Raw genomic sequence first — 19,080 nt, 5'->3', positions numbered from 1 at the left:
TAGATGGCGTGAAAAAATCGCGCCTTGAACAATCACCCGGGGCAAGAGGAGGGGGGAGCCCCTGCCCACATGCCCTTCCGGGACGGTTAAGGGGCTGTTTTCATTGGCAGTCGGCAGGCGGGTCCCGGGTGTCGTCGGAGGGGGGCTGCGCCAAGCGCAACTGTTGTTTTTTTCTCCGTTTTTCCAGATACAGGCCGGCTGCCTTGGATACCACCGCCAGGCCGCCGGCGGCCAGCAGCGCGACCAGCGGCGCGGCGGCCAGCCAGGGGAAGTAGGCGATGGTCAGTGCCAGCAGGCACAGGGCGACGCCGATGCTGAGAAAGGCCGGCGCCTCGCTGCTTTCCACCATCCGGCTGCCGCGCACCGCGGAGCCCAGCGCGTCGCCGATGCGCATTGCCTGGCGCGCCGCGGCGCTGGCGCTGCTGAGCGCCATTTCCCTGGGCGTGCCGCGTATCCGCCTTTCCTGCTTGCTGACAGGACGCGGCACCGGTTTGCGCCGTTCCTGGCGCAGCACGATCTCGGTGGACTGCTCCAGATCCTGCAGGAAGCGGTCGGCCAGTTCTCCGGCCAGGCCGGCGTCCTCCAGCGCGATGTCCAGCTCGCGGTTGACCAGCCAGCTCGACAGATTGAGGTTGGTAGAGCCGATGCGGGCCCAGCGGCCGTCGGCTACCGCCGTCTTGGCGTGGATCATCGGCCCGTTCCATTCGAACACCCGCACCCCGGCTTCCAGCAGCGGGCGATACTGGGTGCGGGACACGGCGGCGATCCAGCGGATGTCGCTGGAGCGCGGCACCAGCAGGCGCACGTCGACGCCGTCCCGGGCCGCCTGCTTCAGCGCGGACAGGTAGAGGCTGGTGGCCATGAAATAGGCGTCGGTCAGCCACAAGGTGCGGCGGGCGAAACTGGCTACCAAGAGGTCCAGCCGCATCATCCGCGCGGTGGACGGCGTGGTGGCGATCAGCCGCGCGGCCGCCTCGCCGCAGGGCCGCGTATCGGCAGGAGCCAGCCAGCGCGCGTCCAAGGGCTCGCCGCAGCTGGCCCAGCTGTCGGCGAAGGCGGCCAGCGCCGGCGCCAGCAAGGGGCCGCGCAGCGCCAGGCCGGTGTCGCGCCACGGCGCGAGCCCCTTGTCGGGCTGGCCTTGCCAGCTCTGGCTGACGCACAGGCCGGCGACGAACAGCTCTCGCCGGTCGACGATGATCATCTTGCGGTGGTTGCGTCCCAGCAGGGCGAGTCCGGCGCTCAGGCTGGGCGGATGATAGGCGCGCACTTCGGCGCCCGCATCCAGCAGCGGTTTGAAGAAGCTGGACAAGTGAGCGCGCCAGCTGCCCAGCCAATCATAGAGCAGGCAAACTTGTATGCCTTGCTTTGCCCTTTCTATAAGGATATCTCGCATTTTCAGTCCAAATTGGTCATTGGCGAAAATATACATTTCGATGAAGACGGAATTCTGGCTGGAAGAGATGGATTTTTCCCAGGCAGGGAAGTTCTCGGCGCTGTCGTAAAGCAGGCGCACCTGATTGCCGCCCACCAGCGGCGCGCCGGCGGAGCGGGAAAGCGCCTGTTCCGCCAGCTGGCGGACGAATTGCAGAGTCTGTTGCGACTGCTCTTCTCGGTCCATGATTTTTCTGAATTTTGTCTGACAGAATACAAAATATTGCTGAAATGGCTACTTTGTATCTGGTTTTCAATGAGAAACACTGTCGTTTTTTTGAAAATTTTCGTCTCAAAAACTCAAAAAAAATGCAGTAATCGAGTAGTGGAATTACATATCAAAACAAGTCATTGCGCTTCAAATGATTGAAATCAAATGATTATTGCGCTGCGCCAAACTGTCTTGCGGCTGGCGCGATCTTGCCCGTAGAATCGAACGCATCACTACAAAGTATAAACGGGTAGAGAAATGGACAGACAGAGCCGCCTGCAAGGCACATTGTATAAACCCGAGTTCGAACAGGACAGCTGCGGCTTCGGCCTGATCGCACAGTTGGACGACAAGCCCAGCCACTGGCTGGTGGCCACCGCCATTTCCTCGCTGGCCAAGCTGACCCACCGCGGCGCGGTGGCGGCGGACGGCAAGTCGGGCGACGGTTGCGGCCTGTTGTTCAAGAAACCGGACGGGTTTCTGCGCGAGGTGGCCGGCGAAGCCGGCATCGCGTTGAAGTCAGTGTACGCCGCCGGACTGGTGTTCCACCACTCGGACCGCGCGGTGGGAGAGCGCAGCCTGGCGCGCCTGCGCGAGCATCTGGAAGCGCAGCAGCTGGAAGTGGCCGGCTTCCGCGTGGTGCCGGTGGATCTGTCCGCCTGCGGCGAAACCGCGTTGGCGTCCTTGCCGGCCATCTCCCAGATGTTCGTGAACTGCCCGTTCGGCATGGACGAGCTGGCCTTCCAGCGTCGGCTGTACATGGGCCGCCGCCAGGCGGAAAAGGCCTGTCGCGACGACGATCCCTGTTTCTATCTGCCCACGCTGTCGCCGCACACCATCTCCTATAAAGGCCTGGTGACGCCGGACAATCTGCCGCGCTTCTTCCTGGACCTGGCCGACCCGCGCTTCGAATCCAGCCTGGCGGTGTTCCACCAGCGCTTCTCCACCAATACCTGGCCGCAGTGGAAGCTGGCCCAGCCTTTCCGCTTCCTCGCCCATAATGGCGAGATCAACACGGTGCAGGGCAACCGCAACTGGGCGCGCGCGCGCGAGCGCATCATGGCCTCGCCGCACCTGGACATGGACGCGGTCCGCCCCATCGTCCAGACCGACGGCTCGGACTCGATGAGCCTGGACAATATGCTGGAGGGCCTGCTGATGGGCGGCATCCCGCTGTTCCGCGCGCTGCGCCTGCTGGTGCCGCCGGCCTGGCAGAACGTCGACAGCACCGACAAGGACCTGCGCGCCTTCTACGAATTCAATTCCATGCACATGGAGCCGTGGGACGGTCCGGCCGGCATCGTGCTGACCGACGGCCGCTACGCCGCCTGCATGCTGGACCGCAACGGCCTGCGCCCGGCGCGCTGGGTGCTGACGAAGGACAATATCCTCACCATCGCTTCCGAAGTGGGTGTCTGGGACTACCGCGCCCAGGACGTGGTGAAGAAAGGCCGGGTCAAGCCGGGCCAGCTGTTCGGCGCCGATCTGCTGAACGGCGAATTGCTGATGCCGGAAGACATCGACGCGCAATTGAAGAGCGCCAAGCCGTACCGGCAGTGGATCAAGGACAGCGCCAAGTACCTGGAGCTGTCGATCGAGGACGACGCCGGCGTCGAGCCCTTGTCCAAGGATGAGCTGGCGCGGCTGCAGAAGTTGTTCAACCTCAGCCGCGAGGAGCGCGACCAGATCCTGCGTGTGCTGGCGGCCGACGGCCAGGAGGCGGTGGGCTCGATGGGCGACGACACGCCGATGGCGGTGCTCTCGCAGCGCGTGCGTTCGCCGTTCGACTATCTGCGCCAGCAGTTCGCCCAGGTGACCAATCCGCCTATCGATCCGATCCGAGAGGCGGTGGTGATGTCGCTGAATACGGTGTTCGGCCCGGAGCGCAATATGTTCGAGGAGAGCGCCGAGCACGCCAAGCGTCTGGAAGTGCGCAGCCCGGTGCTGAGCCACGAAAAGTTCACCCGTGTCACCACCCGGCCGGAGCCTTATCTGAAGGCCACCAATTTCGACCTGTGCTACGACCCGGCCGAGACCACGCTCAGCGAGGCGATTTCCTGTCTGGCCCGCCACGTGGTGGAGGCCGTGGAGGAGGGCACGGTGGTGGTGGTGCTGTCCGACCGCCACGCCACCGGCGAGCGGCTGCCGATTCACGCGCTGTTCGCCACCGGCGCGGTGCATCACGCGCTGATCGACGCCGGCCTGCGCTGCAAGACCAATATCGTGGTGGAGACCGCCGCCGTGCGCGACGCCCACCAGATGGCCTGCGTGATAGGCTACGGCGCCACCGCCGTCTATCCCTACCTGGCCTACCAGACCATTCTGGAGCTGGTGAGCAATGGCGATGTGAAGCTGAAAGCCAACGAGGCGCTGCAGCACTACCGCAAGGGCATCAACAAGGGCCTGCTGAAAGTGCTGTCCAAGATGGGCATCTCCACCATCGCCTCCTACCGCGGCGCGCAGCTGTTCGAAGCGGTGGGCATTCACGAGGAGGTGGTGGAGCTGTGTCTGAAAGGCACGGTGTCGCGCGTGTCCGGCGCCAATTTCGCCGATTTCGAGGCTGATCAGAAACTGCTGGCCAAGCTGGCGTTCAACCCAATGCGGGGCCTGAACCAGGGCGGCCTGCTGAAATACGTGCATGGCGAGGAGTATCACGCTTACAACCCGGACGTGGTGATGCTGCTGCAGAAGGCGGTGCAGAACGGCGATTACGGCGTCTACCTGCAATACGCCGAGACGGTGAACACCCGTCCGGTGGCGATGCTGCGCGACCTGATGCAACTGAAGCTGGCCGGCGAGCCGATTCCGCTGGACGAGGTGGAGCCGGTGGAGGCCATCGTCAAGCGCTTCGATTCGGCCGGCATGTCGCTGGGCGCGCTGAGCCCGGAGGCGCACGAGGCGCTGGCCATCGCGATGAACCGGCTGGGCGGGCGCTCCAATTCCGGCGAGGGCGGCGAGGACCCGGCGCGCTACGGCACCGAGAAGATGTCCAAGATCAAGCAGGTGGCGTCCGGCCGCTTCGGCGTCACCCCGCACTACCTGGTCAACGCCGAGGTGCTGCAGATCAAGGTGGCGCAGGGCGCCAAGCCGGGCGAAGGCGGCCAGCTGCCCGGCGACAAGGTGTCCGGCCTGATCGCGCGGCTGCGCCACGCCAAGGAGGGCGTCAGCCTGATCTCGCCGCCGCCGCACCACGACATCTATTCCATTGAAGACCTGGCGCAGCTGATCTTCGACCTGAAGCAGGTGAATCCATCGGCGCTGGTGTCGGTGAAGCTGGTGGCCGAGCCCGGCGTCGGCACCGTCGCCGCCGGCGTGGCCAAGGCTTACGCCGACTTGATCACCATCTCCGGTTACGACGGCGGCACCGGCGCCTCGCCGCTGACTTCGGTCAAGTACGCCGGCTCGCCGTGGGAGCTGGGCTTGTCCGAGGCGCAGCAGGTGCTGCGCGCCAACGGCCTGCGCGGCCGGGTGCGGGTGCAGACCGACGGCGGTCTGAAAACCGGCCTCGACGTGGTCAAGGCCGCCATTCTCGGCGCCGAGAGCTTCGGCTTCGGCACCGGGCCGATGGTGGCGTTGGGCTGCAAATACCTGCGCATCTGCCACCTGAACAACTGCGCCACCGGCGTGGCGACGCAGGAAATCAAGCTGCGCTCCAAGTACTTCACCGGCCTGCCGGAGATGGTGGTCAACTACTTCCTGTTCATCGCCCGCGAAACGCGGGAATGGATGGCCAAGCTTGGCGTGCGCAGCATGGAAGAGCTGATCGGGCGCATGGACCTGATGGACGTCTTGACGGGAGAGAGCGAGCGCCAGGGCCGTCTCGATCTGGCGCCGCTGCTGTCGCAAGGCACGGTGTCGGACAGCGAGCCGCGATTCTGTGTGTCGGACAGCAACCCGTCCTTCGACAAGGGCGAGCTGGCCGAGCAGATCCTGCGGGACGCGCTGTCGGCCATCCAGAACAAACAGATGCTGGAGCTGAGCTATCCGATAGAAAACACCCACCGTTCCATCGGCGCGCGGCTGTCCGGCGAGATCGCCCGCGTCCACGGCGCGGCGGGGCTGCCGTTCGGCTGCCTGAAAGTCAAATTCAGCGGCAGCGCCGGACAGAGCTTCGGCGTGTGGAACGCGGCCGGTCTGCATCTGGAACTGGAAGGCGACGCCAACGACTATGTCGGCAAGGGCATGGCCGGCGGCCGCGTCACCATCTATCCGCCCAAGGATGCCGGCTACAAGGCGGGCGAATCCATCATCATCGGCAACACCTGTTTGTATGGCGCCACCGGCGGCCAGCTGTTCGCGGCCGGCATCGCCGGCGAGCGCTTCGGCGTGCGCAATTCCGGCGCCTTGGCGGTGATAGAGGGCGCGGGCGACCATTGCTGCGAATACATGACCGGCGGGGCCGTGATCGTGATGGGAGAAACCGGCTACAACTTCGGCGCGGGCATGACCGGGGGCTTCGCCTTCGTCTACGACCCAAACGAGAAGTTCGCCTACCGCTACAACAATGAGCTGATCGACATCCATCTGATCAACGGCGAGGCGATGGGCATGTACCGCGCCTACCTGCTGGAGAAGATCGCCAAGCATGTGGAGCTGACCGGTTCGGAAACCGGCCGCGCGATGCTGCAGAACTTCGACGACTACGTCGACTACTTCTGGCTGGTGAAGCCCAAGGCCGCCAAGCTGGAAAGCCTGCTCAAAGACTAAGCGCCGGCAGCCATCCAAATACATGGCGGCGCGCGGCGCCGCCCACCCTAGCGGGAGAGAACACGATGTCCGATGTATTCCAGTTCATGAAGCTGTCGCGCAACCCCGGCGACAAGATCGACGCTGCGGTCCGCAAGATCGAATTCAAGGAAATCTACCAGCCGCTGCACGCGGTGGACGCCGCCGACCAGGCCGAGCGCTGCCTGTCCTGCGGCAATCCGTATTGCGAGTGGGAGTGCCCGGTGCACAACTACATCCCCAACTGGCTGAAGCTGGTGGAGGAGGGACGCTTGTTTGAAGCGGCGGAGCTGTCGCACCAGACCAATAGCCTGCCGGAAATCTGCGGCCGAGTCTGCCCGCAGGACAGGCTGTGCGAGGGCGCCTGTACGCTGAACCAGGGCGGCTTCGGCGCGGTTTCCATCGGCAGCATCGAAAAGTACATCACCGACGAGGCGTTCAAGGCGGGCTGGCGGCCGGACATGTCCAAAGTGGTGTGGACGGATAAGACGGTGGGAGTGATCGGCGCTGGCCCGGCGGGTTTGGCTTGCGCCGACGTTCTGGCTCGCAACGGGGTCAAGGCCGTGGTGTATGACCGTTATGAGGAGATCGGCGGGCTGCTGACCTTCGGCATTCCGGAGTTCAAGCTGGAAAAGGACATTGTGCGTCGTCGCCGCGAAATATTGGAAGGCATGGGCGTCGAGTTTGTGTTGAATACCGAGGTTGGAAAGGATATTTCCATCGACAAGCTCTTGAAAAAGCACGATGCCATTTTCATGGGCATGGGAGCCTATCGGTATATGCGCGGCAATTTCTCGGGAGAAGACAGCCCGGGAGTTCTGGAGGCGCTGCCCTACCTGATCAATAATGTGCGCCAAAGCCTTGGCACTCTGCCGCAAGGAGAGGCTTCGATATCGATGCGCGGCAAGCGAGTGGTAGTGCTTGGGGGCGGCGACACGGCGATGGACTGCAACCGCACGGCCATCCGCCAGGGAGCGAAACGAGTGATCTGCGCTTACCGCCGTGATGAGGCTAATATGCCGGGTTCCAAGCGCGAGGTGGGCAACGCTCGCGAAGAAGGCGTCGAATTCCTGTGGAACCGTCAGCCGGTATCCATCGAGCCGATGATAGGCGGCACCCTGGCGGTGAAACTGGCCGAAACCCGCCTGGGCGAGCCGGACGCCAAGGGCCGCCGCAACGCCGAGACGGTGCCGGGCAGCGAAGAAATCGTAGAGTGCGACCACGTGATCATCGCCTTTGGCTTCCAGGCTGAAGCGGCGCCATGGTCGGAACAGCTCGGCATAGCCACGGCTTCTAATGGCCGCACGCAAGCCGCTCCGCATGGCATGTACAAATATCAGACCAGCAACCCCAAGGTGTTTGCCGGCGGGGATATGGTGCGAGGTGCGGATCTTGTCGTTAGGGCAGTGTTCGATGGCAGGCAGGCCGCGGAGGGGGTGTTGGGATATTTGGGGCGGTGGTAGCCAAGCCAGGGCCGTTCCTCCCTGGCTCTTTTGCATTGCAGATGCCTTGGCGCAACAACCACAGGCTGCATTTTTGCATCATCCTATTCGTACAATGGCACGCGTTCGTCACTATTTTAGAGAATATGGTGTCGAGGAGAAGGGATCATGGATAATTGCTATCCCTTGTTCTGGGGCGTAGCCTGTGGCCAGGGTGCGCATCGCGCGCCGCGCATTGTGACGCAGGAGCTCGACTAAAGCTGTGGGCGGCTTGGATGAGGCCATGCTGATACCGATGAGACGGCTCATCTACTTATTGGGATGGATTGGTATCTTAAGCCTGCTGACGATCTTTTTGCGGCAGCGGCCATTTTTTGTCGGATGCAGGGCGCGAAAATCAGCCTGCCGCAGTGTCATTCACTGCAAGGGACGTTCGCCAAAACCATGCGCTGGCAGAAAAAGGCCCCATAAGGCTGTTCGGCCGACGGGTCAGCTGCGGCGCCTTGTAATAACGAAAGCCTACGCACTCTGCTTTACATCTGGCCTGCGGGCTGCGTTGCTCGTAAAAAGATCGTAAACAGACTCTTAGATCCGGCCTCACAGATCGAGTCATTGAGCGTGGTGCAAAGGAAGCGGCTCGCAGGACATGCACAAATGGTTGCGTCACAGCTTCTCAATGATGAAGCCAAATTGCCAGGTGGGGGTACGGTTAGTCATGAGTGCGTGCAACTTTTGGTTGTGGTTCCTGACGTCACAAAAATCGACAATTTTGAAGGCGCACCATTGAGAATGATAAGCAATACCAAGCTGGTTGAATTTTTCGGCGCCACAATGGTTCTAGTGGACATTGTCTTGATTTTTTGAGGTGCGATGCCAATTTGGTTGGGTGGTCGCAAGAGTGCCGATATGTATTGTGTCGGCGTGAACAGTCAATGGTTCGTTTATGGGTGTTCGACGCAGGTGGATTTCTGTAGTTTTCTGCGACGGCTCTTGGTGACCGGATTCCGAATGCGTTTGATGCGAACGTTCGATTCGATCGCGGGCTCGTGGTAGACGCATAATTGATTGCACTGTCAGTGATGGCGAATGGCTAGTCAGTGCCGATGTCTTGGGCGAAATTAAGCGAGGGATGTACTAGAGACTTCCTGCCTAAAAGTTTGGAAGCCTCTTCCCCCTAATGGCTGTTTTCACTAGAATCCGCTCATCATTGAGTGCTCTTATCGAGTTTGCTGAACGTGATACGGGTCGGACGCTTGTGCGCTTGATCCATGTGTTCACTCTTTGGCATTGTTCCCGTGACCGCTTGGCCTGTTAAGTTCTTGGAAGGTGCGGCTGGGCCTGCGGTGGCAAGAGTATCCTAGCCTGCGTTGGCGCAAAGACTGAGGAAGGCGATGCGCTAATCAGCTGTATGAGCCGCCGATTGACAAGGATTTTAGTCAAAAGGCAGGGCTTCTCCGGTGATAACAACAAACTCGGTTATGCCTAATCTGCTGGCCCCGATGACGGTAGCGTGCGGTGCTGACCAAGGCTTTTCTGATATGAAGCAGGGGGCTGGATGCGGAAATTAGAAGTTGATCAAACAGGCTGGGGAGGACGAAAATCATGATCAAGGTCACTCCCGTCATTTTGTGTGGAGGTTCAGGGACTCGTTTGTGGCCGCTTTCCCGGGCTGGTTTTCCGAAGCAGTTTCTGTGCCTGAATGGTCAGGAAAGCCTGTTTCAGCAAGCGGCGCAGCGCCTGTCAAATTTGGGTGACGTTGACCTGAAGATTGCTTCTCCGCTCATTGTCACAGGTGAGGATCATCGCTTCCTCGCCGCAGAGCAGTTGCGTGAAGTCGACATCGAGTTGGGTGCAGCCTTGCTTGAGCCGATCGGCCGAAATACGGCGCCAGCGCTTACTCTGGCGGCCTTGGCTGCAATGGCAAGTGGCGATGATCCGGTTTTGGTTGTTACCCCTGCTGATCAGATGGTGACTGATGCTGTGGCATTTGCATCGGCAACGCAGTCGGCGATTCGCGAGGCGGCAAACGAAGCGATAGTGATTCTGGGTGTGACGCCGGATCGTCCTGAGACGGGCTACGGCTATATCCAGATCCACAATGCCAATGCAAATGGTAGTGCTCAGGTTGTTAAGCGCTTCGTTGAGAAACCAGACGAGGAAACTGCTGAGTCCTATCTTATTGAGGGTGGGTATTATTGGAATGCGGGCATGTTTGTACTCAAGGCCTCTGTGTGGCTGAAGGCGCTAGAACAGTTTCGCAGCGATATTCTGGATGCAACCTATCTGGCTTGGACTCAGCGTACTGTCGATGCTCAATTTATCAGACCCGGCAGGGGCGAATTCGCCAAAATCCCTTCCGATTCCGTTGACTATGCCGTGATGGAGCGCTGCCCGGGCAGCCGTTTCGATATTAAAATGGTTCCTCTGGATGCAGGCTGGAGCGATTTGGGCGCTTGGGATGCCGTTTGGAAAGTCTTGCCGAAGGATGAGTCCGGGAATGCGCATGTTGGGGATGTGCTGGCAATCGACAGCCACAATACACTTGTGCATGCAACCAGCCGGTTAGTCAGCCTGGTCGGGATTGACGACGTCATTGTTGTTGAAACGCCTGACGCTGTGCTTGTGGTCAACCAGTCGCGCAGCCAAGATGTCAAACGCGTTGTCAATGCCTTGGGGCAGAAAAAGCGGGAAGAGTATGCGCTGCATCGCAAGGTTCACCGTCCTTGGGGATGGTATGACAGCCTTGATGAAGGCGGGCGTTTCAAAGTCAAACGCATTCAGGTCAAGCCTAAGGCTAGCTTGAGCCTGCAAAAACACCACCATCGTGCCGAGCATTGGATCGTGGTCAAAGGTACCGCCGAGATTACAAATGGCGACAATGTCATTCTGTTGACCGAAAATCAGTCGACCTATATTCCCCTAGGCGAGGTACACCGGTTGGCTAATCCGGGGACGATTCCATTGGAAATCATAGAGGTACAGTCTGGGAGCTATTTGGGTGAAGATGATATCGTGCGCTTCGAAGATACCTATGGTCGGCAGTGAGCAGCATGGACAAAGATAGTAAGATTTTTGTAACGGGCCACCGTGGCATGGTTGGCAGCGCTCTTGCACGACGACTGCGTGCCGCGGGCTACACAAGCATCCTTACCGCCGACCGTTCAGATTTGGATCTGCTCGACTCACGCTCGGTGCATGAGTTCTTGGCTCGTGAGAAGCCGCATTACCTTTTCATCGCCGCTGCCAAGGTGGGGGGCATTCAGGCTAACAATCTGCAGCGTGCTGACTTTATCTATCAGAACCTGATGATAGAGGCCAATCTCATCCATGGCGCGCATTTGGCGGGTGTGCAGCGGTTAATGTTCCTCGGCTCCAGCTGTATCTATCCGCGGGACTGTCCTCAGCCCATCAAGGAAGAGTACCTGCTGACGGGATTGCTGGAGCAGACCAATGAGCCTTACGCCATAGCCAAGATCGCGGGCATCAAGCTGGCCGAGAGCTACAACCGTCAGTATGGCCGACAGTATGTGAGCGTGATGCCCACCAACCTTTATGGCCCCAACGACAATTACGATTTGGTCAGCAGCCATGTTTTGCCGGCGCTGCTGCGCAAGGCGCATGAGGCAAAACTGCGCGGCGACAAGGAGTGCGTGGTTTGGGGAAGCGGCGCTCCGCGCCGCGAGTTCCTGTATGTGGATGACTTAGCCGATGCTTGCGTTCACCTGATGGAGCGGGATTATGACGGCGATCTGGTCAACATCGGCACAGGCGAGGATGTGACGATCCGCGAGTTGGCCGAGATGGTAATGGCCACTGTAGGCTTTGAGGGGCGCATTGTATTTGATTTGTCCAAGCCAGATGGCACGCCGCGCAAATTACTGGATGTCGGTCGCCTGGAAGCGTTGGGCTGGTGTGCGCGCACCCCGTTGAGCGAAGGGCTACGTCTGGCCTATGAAGCTGCTCCTTTCCGATACTGATTTTGCGAAGAAAGAATACGATGTCGAACAAGAAAGTCGCTCTTATCACTGGTATTACCGGCCAGGATGGCGCTTACTTAGCAGAGTTCCTGCTGTCCAAAGGTTACGAGGTGCACGGAGTCAAGCGACGCACGAGTCTCTTCAACACCGATCGCATTGATCATCTTTACCAAGACCCGCACGATCCGGATCAGCGTTTCAAGCTGCACTACGGCGATCTGACCGACTCGACGAACCTGATTCGAATCGTCCAGCAGGTGCAGCCTGACGAAATTTACAACCTGGCGGCGCAGAGTCATGTGGCGGTAAGTTTTGAAGAACCTGAGTACACTGCTAACGCCGATGGTATTGGCGCTTTGCGTCTGCTGGAGGCGATCCGCATCCTCGGTTTGGAAAAGAAGACGCGCTTCTACCAGGCTAGCACTTCCGAGCTTTATGGCTTGGTGCAGGAAGTGCCGCAGAAGGAAAGCACGCCATTCTATCCGCGCAGTCCCTATGCGGTGGCCAAGCTGTATGCCTACTGGATCACGGTTAATTACCGCGAAGCTTATGGCATGTATGCCTGCAATGGCATCCTGTTCAATCACGAAAGTCCTATCCGTGGAGAAACCTTCGTCACGCGCAAGATTACGCGTGCCATCGCGCGTATCGCTCTCGGATTACAGGACTGCCTGTACCTGGGCAACATGAGCGCGCTGCGCGACTGGGGCCATGCGCGCGATTATGTCGAGATGCAGTGGTTGATGCTGCAGCAGGACAAGCCCGAGGACTTCGTCATCGCCACTGGCGTGCAGTACTCGGTGCGCCAGTTTGTCGATTTCGCCGCCGCCGAGCTTGGCATCACGGTGACTTTTGAGGGCGAGGGCGTGGATGAGATCGGTCGCGTTTCGGCGGTGACCGGCGACAAGGCCAAATGCAAGGTGGGCGACGTCATCGTCAAAGTCGACCCCCGCTATTTCCGCCCCACCGAGGTTGAGACGTTATTGGGCGACCCGACCCGCGCGGGGCAGAAGCTGGGTTGGACCCCCAAGACCACGCTGCGCGAGCTGGTCAGCGAGATGGTGGTGAGCGACTACCAAGCAGCCTGTCGCGACCATCTGGTCAAACAGGCCGGCTTCAAAGCCTACGACTACAACGAGTGATGCGACGCGGATTACGATCATGAAACTGCAAGGCAAGAAAATCCTCGTTACTGGCGCGGATGGTTTTATCGGTTCCCACCTCGTTGAGCATCTGGTGCGCCAGGGCGCCGACGTGCGAGCCTTCGTCTATTACAACAGCTTCAATAGCTGGGGCTGGCTGGATCAAAGCCCGGAGGACATCCGGCGTTCATTCGAGGTGTTCGCTGGCGACATCCGCGATCCACATGGCGTGCGCACGGCGATGCAGGGATGCGACGTAGTGCTGCATCTGGCGGCGCTGATTGCCATCCCTTACTCGTATCACTCGCCGGATACCTACATCGATACCAACGTCAAAGGCACGCTCAATGTTGTGCAGGCGGCGCGCGAGTTGGGCGTGGAGCGCGTGGTGCACACCTCCACGAGCGAGGTCTACGGCACGGCGCGCTTTGTTCCAATTACGGAGGCGCACCCGCTGCAAGGCCAGTCGCCTTATTCGGCCAGCAAGATCGGCGCGGATCAGATCGCGCAAAGTTTCTTCCTGTCTTTTGAGACGCCGGTGACGACGATTCGTCCATTCAACACTTATGGTCCCCGTCAGTCGGCGCGCGCCGTGATTCCGACGATCATCACGCAGATCGCTGCCGGCATGGACGAGATCAAGCTGGGTGCCATCCACCCGACGCGAGACTTCAACTTCGTGCAAGACACCGTGCGGGGTTTCTGCGCAGTCGCAGAGTGCGACGCGGCGCTGGGCAAGGTGATCAACGTGGGCAGCAACTACGAGATATCGGTTGGTGATACGGCCCGTCTGATTGCGGAACTGATGGGCCGCGACGTGCGTTTCACCAGCGACGAGCAACGTCTGCGTCCTGCAGGGAGCGAGGTTGAGCGCCTGTGGGCCGATAACCGGCTGGCGCGTGAACTGGCCGGCTGGGGGCCGGAGTATGCCGGCATTGACGGCTTGCGTCGCGGCCTGAAGGAAACGATCGACTGGTTCACGGAACCGTCGAACCTGGGCCGTTACAAGGCCGGCAACTACAATATCTGATCCGCCATGTCCTTTTCTGATTCCATCGCCGAACGCATCCGCCATGTTGTGGGAGACGGGCGCGTGACGCTGCACGAGCCTTTGCTCAAGGGCAATGAGCTGGCCTACGTGACTGAGTGCATCCAGACTGGCTGGGTGTCGTCCGTGGGTTCGTTCGTCGACCGATTCGAACGTGACCTCGCCGCGTATACCGGAGCTGCGCATGCGGTGGTGGTCAGCAACGGCACCTCGGCATTGCAGATCGCATTGCACTTGGCCGGGGTGCGCCAGGACGATGAGGTACTGGTGCCGGCGCTGTCGTTCGTCGCTACCGCCAATGCGGTGCGCCATAATGGCGCGTGGCCGCATTTCGTCGATAGCGAGACCCGCACGCTGGGCATCGATCCAGGCGCGCTCGACAAGCACTTGGACGAGATCGGCGAGCGCCGCAACGGCGAGCTGTTCAATCGATTGACTGGCCGGCGCATCAGCGTAGTCGTCCCCATGCATACCTTTGGCCACCCGGTGGATATGCCTGCCCTGAACGAGGTCGCGGTGCGCCATGGGCTCGCCGTTGTCGAGGACGCGGCGGAATCGCTGGGCAGCTTGCTGGATGGCCGGCATACCGGCAACTTTGGCGTCTGCGCGACGCTGAGCTTCAATGGCAACAAGATCGTCACCACCGGCGGCGGCGGGGCGATCATCACCAATGATTCGGACCTGGCCCGCCGCGCCAAGCATCTGACGACAACCGCCAAGCAACCGCATTCGTGGGCTTTTTTCCACGATGAGGTGGCCTACAATTTCCGCCTGCCGAATCTGAACGCGGCGATGGGCTGCGCGCAGCTGGAGCGCATCGGCGCTTTCGTCGATGCCAAGCGCGAGCTGGCAAGGCGCTACCAGCAAGCGTTCGAAGGCTTTGCCGGCGCCACGCTCTTCCTCGAGCGCACGGGCACGCGAGCCAACTACTGGCTGCAGACGCTGATTTTGTCTGAGGACAGAGCTGAGCAGCGGGACGAGGTGCTGCAGGCGACCAATGCCGCCGGCTTGATGACGCGGCCCGTCTGGGAGTTGCTGAACACACTGCCGATGTACCGCGACTGCCCTGCCGCGCCGCTGCCGGTGGCGCGGGACTTGGCGCGTCGAATCGTCAACATTCCGAGTAGCCCGCAATTGATTCCGGAGGGCGTGTGACCCGCCGCCGTATTACCGTTGTTACCGGTAGTCGGGCCGAGTATGGCCTGTTGTACTGGCCCATTCGAGATTTGCTCGCCGCGCCGGATTTCGAGTTGCAGCTCATTGTTACGGGTATGCACCTGTCGCCAGAGTTCGGCTTGACTGTGCGCGACATTGAGCGCGATGGCGTTCCCATCAGCGCCAGGGTGGACATGCTGGTTTCCAGCGACGCGCCGGGCGGCATCGCTAAGTCGATGGCCCTAGGTTTGATTGGTTTCTCCGATGCGATTGAGCGCTTGCGTCCGGACGCGATGCTGGTGCTGGGAGATCGTTTCGAGATTCTGGCGGCGGCGCAGGCCGCGATGGTGCATAACGTCCCCCTTGTGCATATCGCAGGCGGAGATACTACCGAGGGCGCTTTCGATGAAGCGATTCGGCATGCCATCACGAAAATGGCGCACCTCCATTTGGTCACAAACGACATCGCGCGCCGCCGGGTTGTGCAAATGGGTGAAGATCCGCGTTATGTCCATGTTGTCGGCAGTCCGGGATTGGATCATTTGCGCCGGCAGCCATTGCTGGCTCGTGCCGAGCTAGAGGCCTCTTTGGGACAACCGTTGGGCGCGCGCAATGCGCTGGTGACTTTCCACCCTGTAACGCTGGAGCCGGAGGATGGCCTGCGTCAGCAGGAAGAGCTGCTAGCCGCGCTGGACGAGCTGCCTGAGGAATGGGTGTTGTGGTTCACTTTGCCCAACGCCGATACCGGCGGGCGCGGCTTGGCGACTGCCTTGCAGGCGTGGGTGAAGGATCGGCCGCGGGCAAGGGTGTTTACCTCTCTCGGCCAGTTGCGCTATCTGAGCTTGATGCGAGAAGCGGATGTTGTCGTCGGCAATTCCTCCAGCGGGCTCTATGAGGCGCCATCGTTCCAGGTACCGACTATTGACGTAGGCGATCGACAGCGCGGTCGGCTCGCGGCGGCATCCGTGCTGCATTGCGAACCCGAGCGCACCGCAATCCGCGAAGCGATCGACCATGCGCTGGCGCTGGATTGCCGCGGTGTCCAGAATCCTTATGGCGATGGTTGCAGCGCCGCCCGCATCGTCGACGCGTTGCGGGCGATGCCGGCGGCCGAACGCATGCTAAAGAAGACTTTCCACATGATTGAGGCGGCCCGTGCCTGAGACTCCATCCCCCGTTTTTATTATTGCCGAAGCCGGCGTCAACCATAACGGTTCGCTGGACATGGCATTGCGCTTGGTCGACGCGGCGGCGGAAGCCGGCGCGGACGCGGTCAAATTCCAAACTTTCAAGGCCGAGCTGTTGGCTACGGCGCAGGCTGCGAAGGCAAGCTATCAGGTTTCCAATACGAAAGAAGGCGGCGGACAACTCGCTATGCTGCGTGCACTCGAGTTGAAGCTTGAGGACCACCAGGCGCTGATCGAGCATTGCCAGGCGCGCGGCATCCGCTTCATGTCGACGGCTTTCGACGCCCAAAGCCTGGCGTTTCTCGGCGAGCTAGGCATGCCGGCCATCAAGATTCCATCCGGGGATATCACCTGTGCGCCGCTGTTGCTGCAGGCCGCGCAGTTCCGCCAGCGTTTGCTGGTGTCCAGCGGGATGTCGACGCTGACCGATCTGGAGCGTGCGCTGGCGGTGCTGGCCTGGGGGCTGCTGCATGATGGCCAGCCGTCAGGTCAGGGCGAGATCGATGCCTGCTACTTCAGCGCGGCGGGTCAGGATGCATTGCGCCATCACGTCACGTTGTTGCATTGCGTCACGCAGTATCCGGCGCCTGCGGATGCAGTGAACCTGCGCGCGATGGATACGATGGCGCAGGCCTTTGGTTTGCCGGTCGGCTACTCGGACCACACGCTAGGCATCGAGATGTCGATTGCCGCCGTTGCCCGCGGCGCCACGGTAATTGAAAAACATTTCACGCTCGACCGTTCGCTGCCAGGACCTGACCATCTGGCTTCGCTTGAGCCTGACGAGCTCAAGCATATGGTGGGCGCGATCCGCAATATCGAGGCTGCTTTGGGAAGCGCGCGCAAACTGCCGGCACTGGCCGAACACCCTAATCGCGCTGTGGCGCGCCGTTCGATCGTCGCTGGCCGCCCGATTGCGGCTGGCGAGTTGTTGACATTGGAAATGCTGGATTGCAAGCGTCCCGGAGCAGGAATGTCGCCGATGGACATCTGGTCATTGGTGGGGCGTCCCGCCGCGCGTGACTTCGACGTTGACGAGCAGATAGAGCCATGAGTCTGCCTGTGATCGTGATCGGCGCCGGAGGACATGCGGGCGTAGTAGCGGATGCCCTGCTCGAGTCTGGCATTGAGGTGTTGGGCTACACCGATCCCGATTACCGCCTTCACGGCACGCTGCGTTTAGGGTTGCCGGTGCTGGGCGGAGATGAGGTGCTGGCAGCGCATGCGCCAGAGCGTGTGAGGTTGGTTAACGGTTTGGGCTTCGTGTCTGGTTCCGGCCGAACGGCAACGCGGGCCCGCGCGCAGCAGAGGCTGCAAGCACAGGGCTGGACCTTTGCGCCTGTGATTCATCCTCGAGCGCTGGTCTCGCGGCATGCGACCTTGGCTGCCGATGCCCAAGTACTGGCCGGTGCGATTGTGCAGGCTGGCGCCTGGATTGGCGTCAGCACCATTATTAATACCGCGGCGGTGGTTGAGCATGACGCGATCGTTGGCGCATGGTGTCATGTCGCGACGTGTGCGACGCTGTGTGGCCAAACTCATGTCGGCGATGGCTGCCTTATCGGCGCTGGCGCTGTAGTGCGCCAATCGGTGAGTGTGGGCGCTGATACCGTGATCGGCGCGGGTGCCGTCGTTGTGCGCGATAGCGCTGGCGGTGAAGTTCTGTGTGGCGTGCCCGCGCGCCCTCTTGGAGTTAAGCGATGAAGAGCTGGCATTTAGCCCTGATCGGTCCCGATGTCAGCCTGCGAGAGGCGTTGGAGATCATCGATTCGGTTGGCACGCAGCTGGCTGTGGTTGTCGATGGACATCGCCGTCTGTTGGGTACTCTGTCTGACGGGGATGCGCGCCGAGCGTTGCTTGGTGGTTTGGGTATGGATGATCGAGTCGATAGGGTGATGCACGCAAGAGCCACGACAGTTTCTGCCTCGTCTACTCCGCAGGAAATACTGGAGACGATGCGGCGCACAGGCCTGCATCAGATACCTATTGTCGATGTTGAGAATGTTGTTGTTGGCTTGGCGCTGATCGGCGACTACCTTGGCGCTGAGCGGCGCGACAACTGGGTGGTGATCATGGCAGGAGGATTGGGCTCGCGGTTGCAGGAGTTGACGCGCGATACCCCCAAGCCGATGCTCAAGGTTGGTTCCCGGCCGTTGCTTGAGACCATTATTCGCAGCTATGCCGAGCAGGGTTTTCACCGCTTCTACTTGGCGGTGAATTACAAGGCTGAGCAAATCGAAACGTATTTTGGAGACGGTTCAGCGCTTGGCGTTGACATCCACTATCTGCGGGAGGAGCAGCGCATGGGGACCGCAGGTGCGCTCAGCCTGCTGCCGGAAACTCCGAGTTGCCCCTTCATCGTCACCAATGCCGATTTGTTGACGAAGGAAAACTTTGGGCTGCTTGTCGATCAGCACGCGGAGGCTGGGAGCCATGCCACGATGGCGGTGCGCCATTACGAGATGCAGGTTCCATTCGGCGTGGTCAATGTCCACGGAGGACATATTCATTCGATCGAGGAAAAGCCGGTTCAGCGCTTTGTCGTCAGCGCCGGAATTTATGTACTGTCGCCCGACGTGCTGGATTTGGTTCCAACTGGCAGCTTCTTCGATATGCCGGCATTGTTCGATCTTGTACTCAAGAGCGGCATGAAGGCCCGCGCGCACCAGATCGATGGCTACTGGCTGGATATTGGCCGCCTGCCTGATTTCGAACGGGCCAACAGTGAGTTTCAAAATATTTTCAATTGATTATTTTCCCGG

General features: G+C 60.6%; 13 protein-coding genes. 12 read left to right on the top strand and 1 reads right to left on the bottom strand.

Annotated elements, in window-relative coordinates; all coding sequences use genetic code 11:
• Positions 1-100: 100 nt before the first annotated feature.
• Positions 101-1,618 carry a phospholipase D-like domain-containing protein gene (locus VL52_RS08790; protein ID WP_046156675.1) on the bottom strand — a complete coding sequence of 506 codons (1,518 nt, stop codon included), beginning with the start codon at positions 1,616-1,618 and terminating at the stop codon, positions 101-103.
• 282 nt (positions 1,619-1,900) lie between these two features.
• Between VL52_RS08790 and gltB the strand changes: the two genes are divergently transcribed.
• From gltB to VL52_RS08730, 12 genes are all read left to right on the top strand, one after another.
• Positions 1,901-6,349, top strand: coding sequence for a glutamate synthase large subunit (gene gltB, locus VL52_RS08785; protein ID WP_046156674.1), 4,449 nt, complete (start codon positions 1,901-1,903; stop codon positions 6,347-6,349).
• 65 nt (positions 6,350-6,414) lie between these two features.
• On the top strand, positions 6,415-7,830 hold the full coding sequence (locus VL52_RS08780) for an FAD-dependent oxidoreductase (protein WP_046156673.1): 1,416 nt from the start codon (positions 6,415-6,417) through the stop codon (positions 7,828-7,830).
• A gap of 591 nt (positions 7,831-8,421) precedes the next feature.
• Positions 8,422-8,673 carry a hypothetical protein gene (locus VL52_RS08775; protein ID WP_144410198.1) on the top strand — a complete coding sequence of 84 codons (252 nt, stop codon included), beginning with the start codon at positions 8,422-8,424 and terminating at the stop codon, positions 8,671-8,673.
• 738 nt (positions 8,674-9,411) lie between these two features.
• The gene (locus VL52_RS08770; RefSeq protein ID WP_046156671.1) at positions 9,412-10,854 is read left to right on the top strand and encodes a mannose-1-phosphate guanylyltransferase/mannose-6-phosphate isomerase; all 1,443 of its coding nucleotides are present in this window, start codon (positions 9,412-9,414) and stop codon (positions 10,852-10,854) included.
• A 5-nt stretch (positions 10,855-10,859) separates the two neighbouring features.
• On the top strand, positions 10,860-11,786 hold the full coding sequence (locus tag VL52_RS08765) for a GDP-L-fucose synthase family protein (protein WP_046156721.1): 927 nt from the start codon (positions 10,860-10,862) through the stop codon (positions 11,784-11,786).
• Positions 11,787-11,806: 20 nt separating this feature from the next.
• Positions 11,807-12,928: a GDP-mannose 4,6-dehydratase gene (gene gmd / locus VL52_RS08760; RefSeq protein ID WP_046156670.1), complete on the top strand. Its 1,122-nt coding sequence runs from the start codon at positions 11,807-11,809 to the stop codon at positions 12,926-12,928.
• Positions 12,929-12,947: 19 nt separating this feature from the next.
• Positions 12,948-13,958 carry an NAD-dependent 4,6-dehydratase LegB gene (locus VL52_RS08755; RefSeq protein ID WP_046156669.1) on the top strand — a complete coding sequence of 337 codons (1,011 nt, stop codon included), beginning with the start codon at positions 12,948-12,950 and terminating at the stop codon, positions 13,956-13,958.
• 6 nt (positions 13,959-13,964) lie between these two features.
• On the top strand, positions 13,965-15,131 hold the full coding sequence (locus VL52_RS08750) for a LegC family aminotransferase (RefSeq protein ID WP_046156668.1): 1,167 nt from the start codon (positions 13,965-13,967) through the stop codon (positions 15,129-15,131).
• The gene (gene neuC / locus VL52_RS08745; RefSeq protein WP_046156667.1) at positions 15,128-16,294 is read left to right on the top strand and encodes a UDP-N-acetylglucosamine 2-epimerase; all 1,167 of its coding nucleotides are present in this window, start codon (positions 15,128-15,130) and stop codon (positions 16,292-16,294) included. Before VL52_RS08750 ends, neuC begins: the two co-directional genes overlap by 4 nt.
• A complete protein-coding gene (gene neuB, locus VL52_RS08740; protein WP_082113682.1) occupies positions 16,287-17,372 on the top strand; it encodes an N-acetylneuraminate synthase in 1,086 nt (361 codons plus the stop codon). The genes neuC and neuB overlap by 8 nt, the downstream gene beginning before the upstream one ends.
• Positions 17,369-18,022 carry an acetyltransferase gene (locus VL52_RS08735; protein WP_046156666.1) on the top strand — a complete coding sequence of 218 codons (654 nt, stop codon included), beginning with the start codon at positions 17,369-17,371 and terminating at the stop codon, positions 18,020-18,022. The genes neuB and VL52_RS08735 overlap by 4 nt, the downstream gene beginning before the upstream one ends.
• Complete coding sequence (locus VL52_RS08730; protein WP_046156665.1) at positions 18,019-19,068, top strand: nucleotidyltransferase family protein; 1,050 nt, start codon at positions 18,019-18,021, stop codon at positions 19,066-19,068. Before VL52_RS08735 ends, VL52_RS08730 begins: the two co-directional genes overlap by 4 nt.
• Positions 19,069-19,080 lie beyond the last annotated feature (12 nt).

It is taken from the genome of Chromobacterium vaccinii (assembly GCF_000971335.1).
GTDB classification, from domain to species: Bacteria; Pseudomonadota; Gammaproteobacteria; order Burkholderiales; family Chromobacteriaceae; genus Chromobacterium; species Chromobacterium vaccinii.
This window is presented reverse-complemented; position numbering and strand designations above follow the sequence as displayed.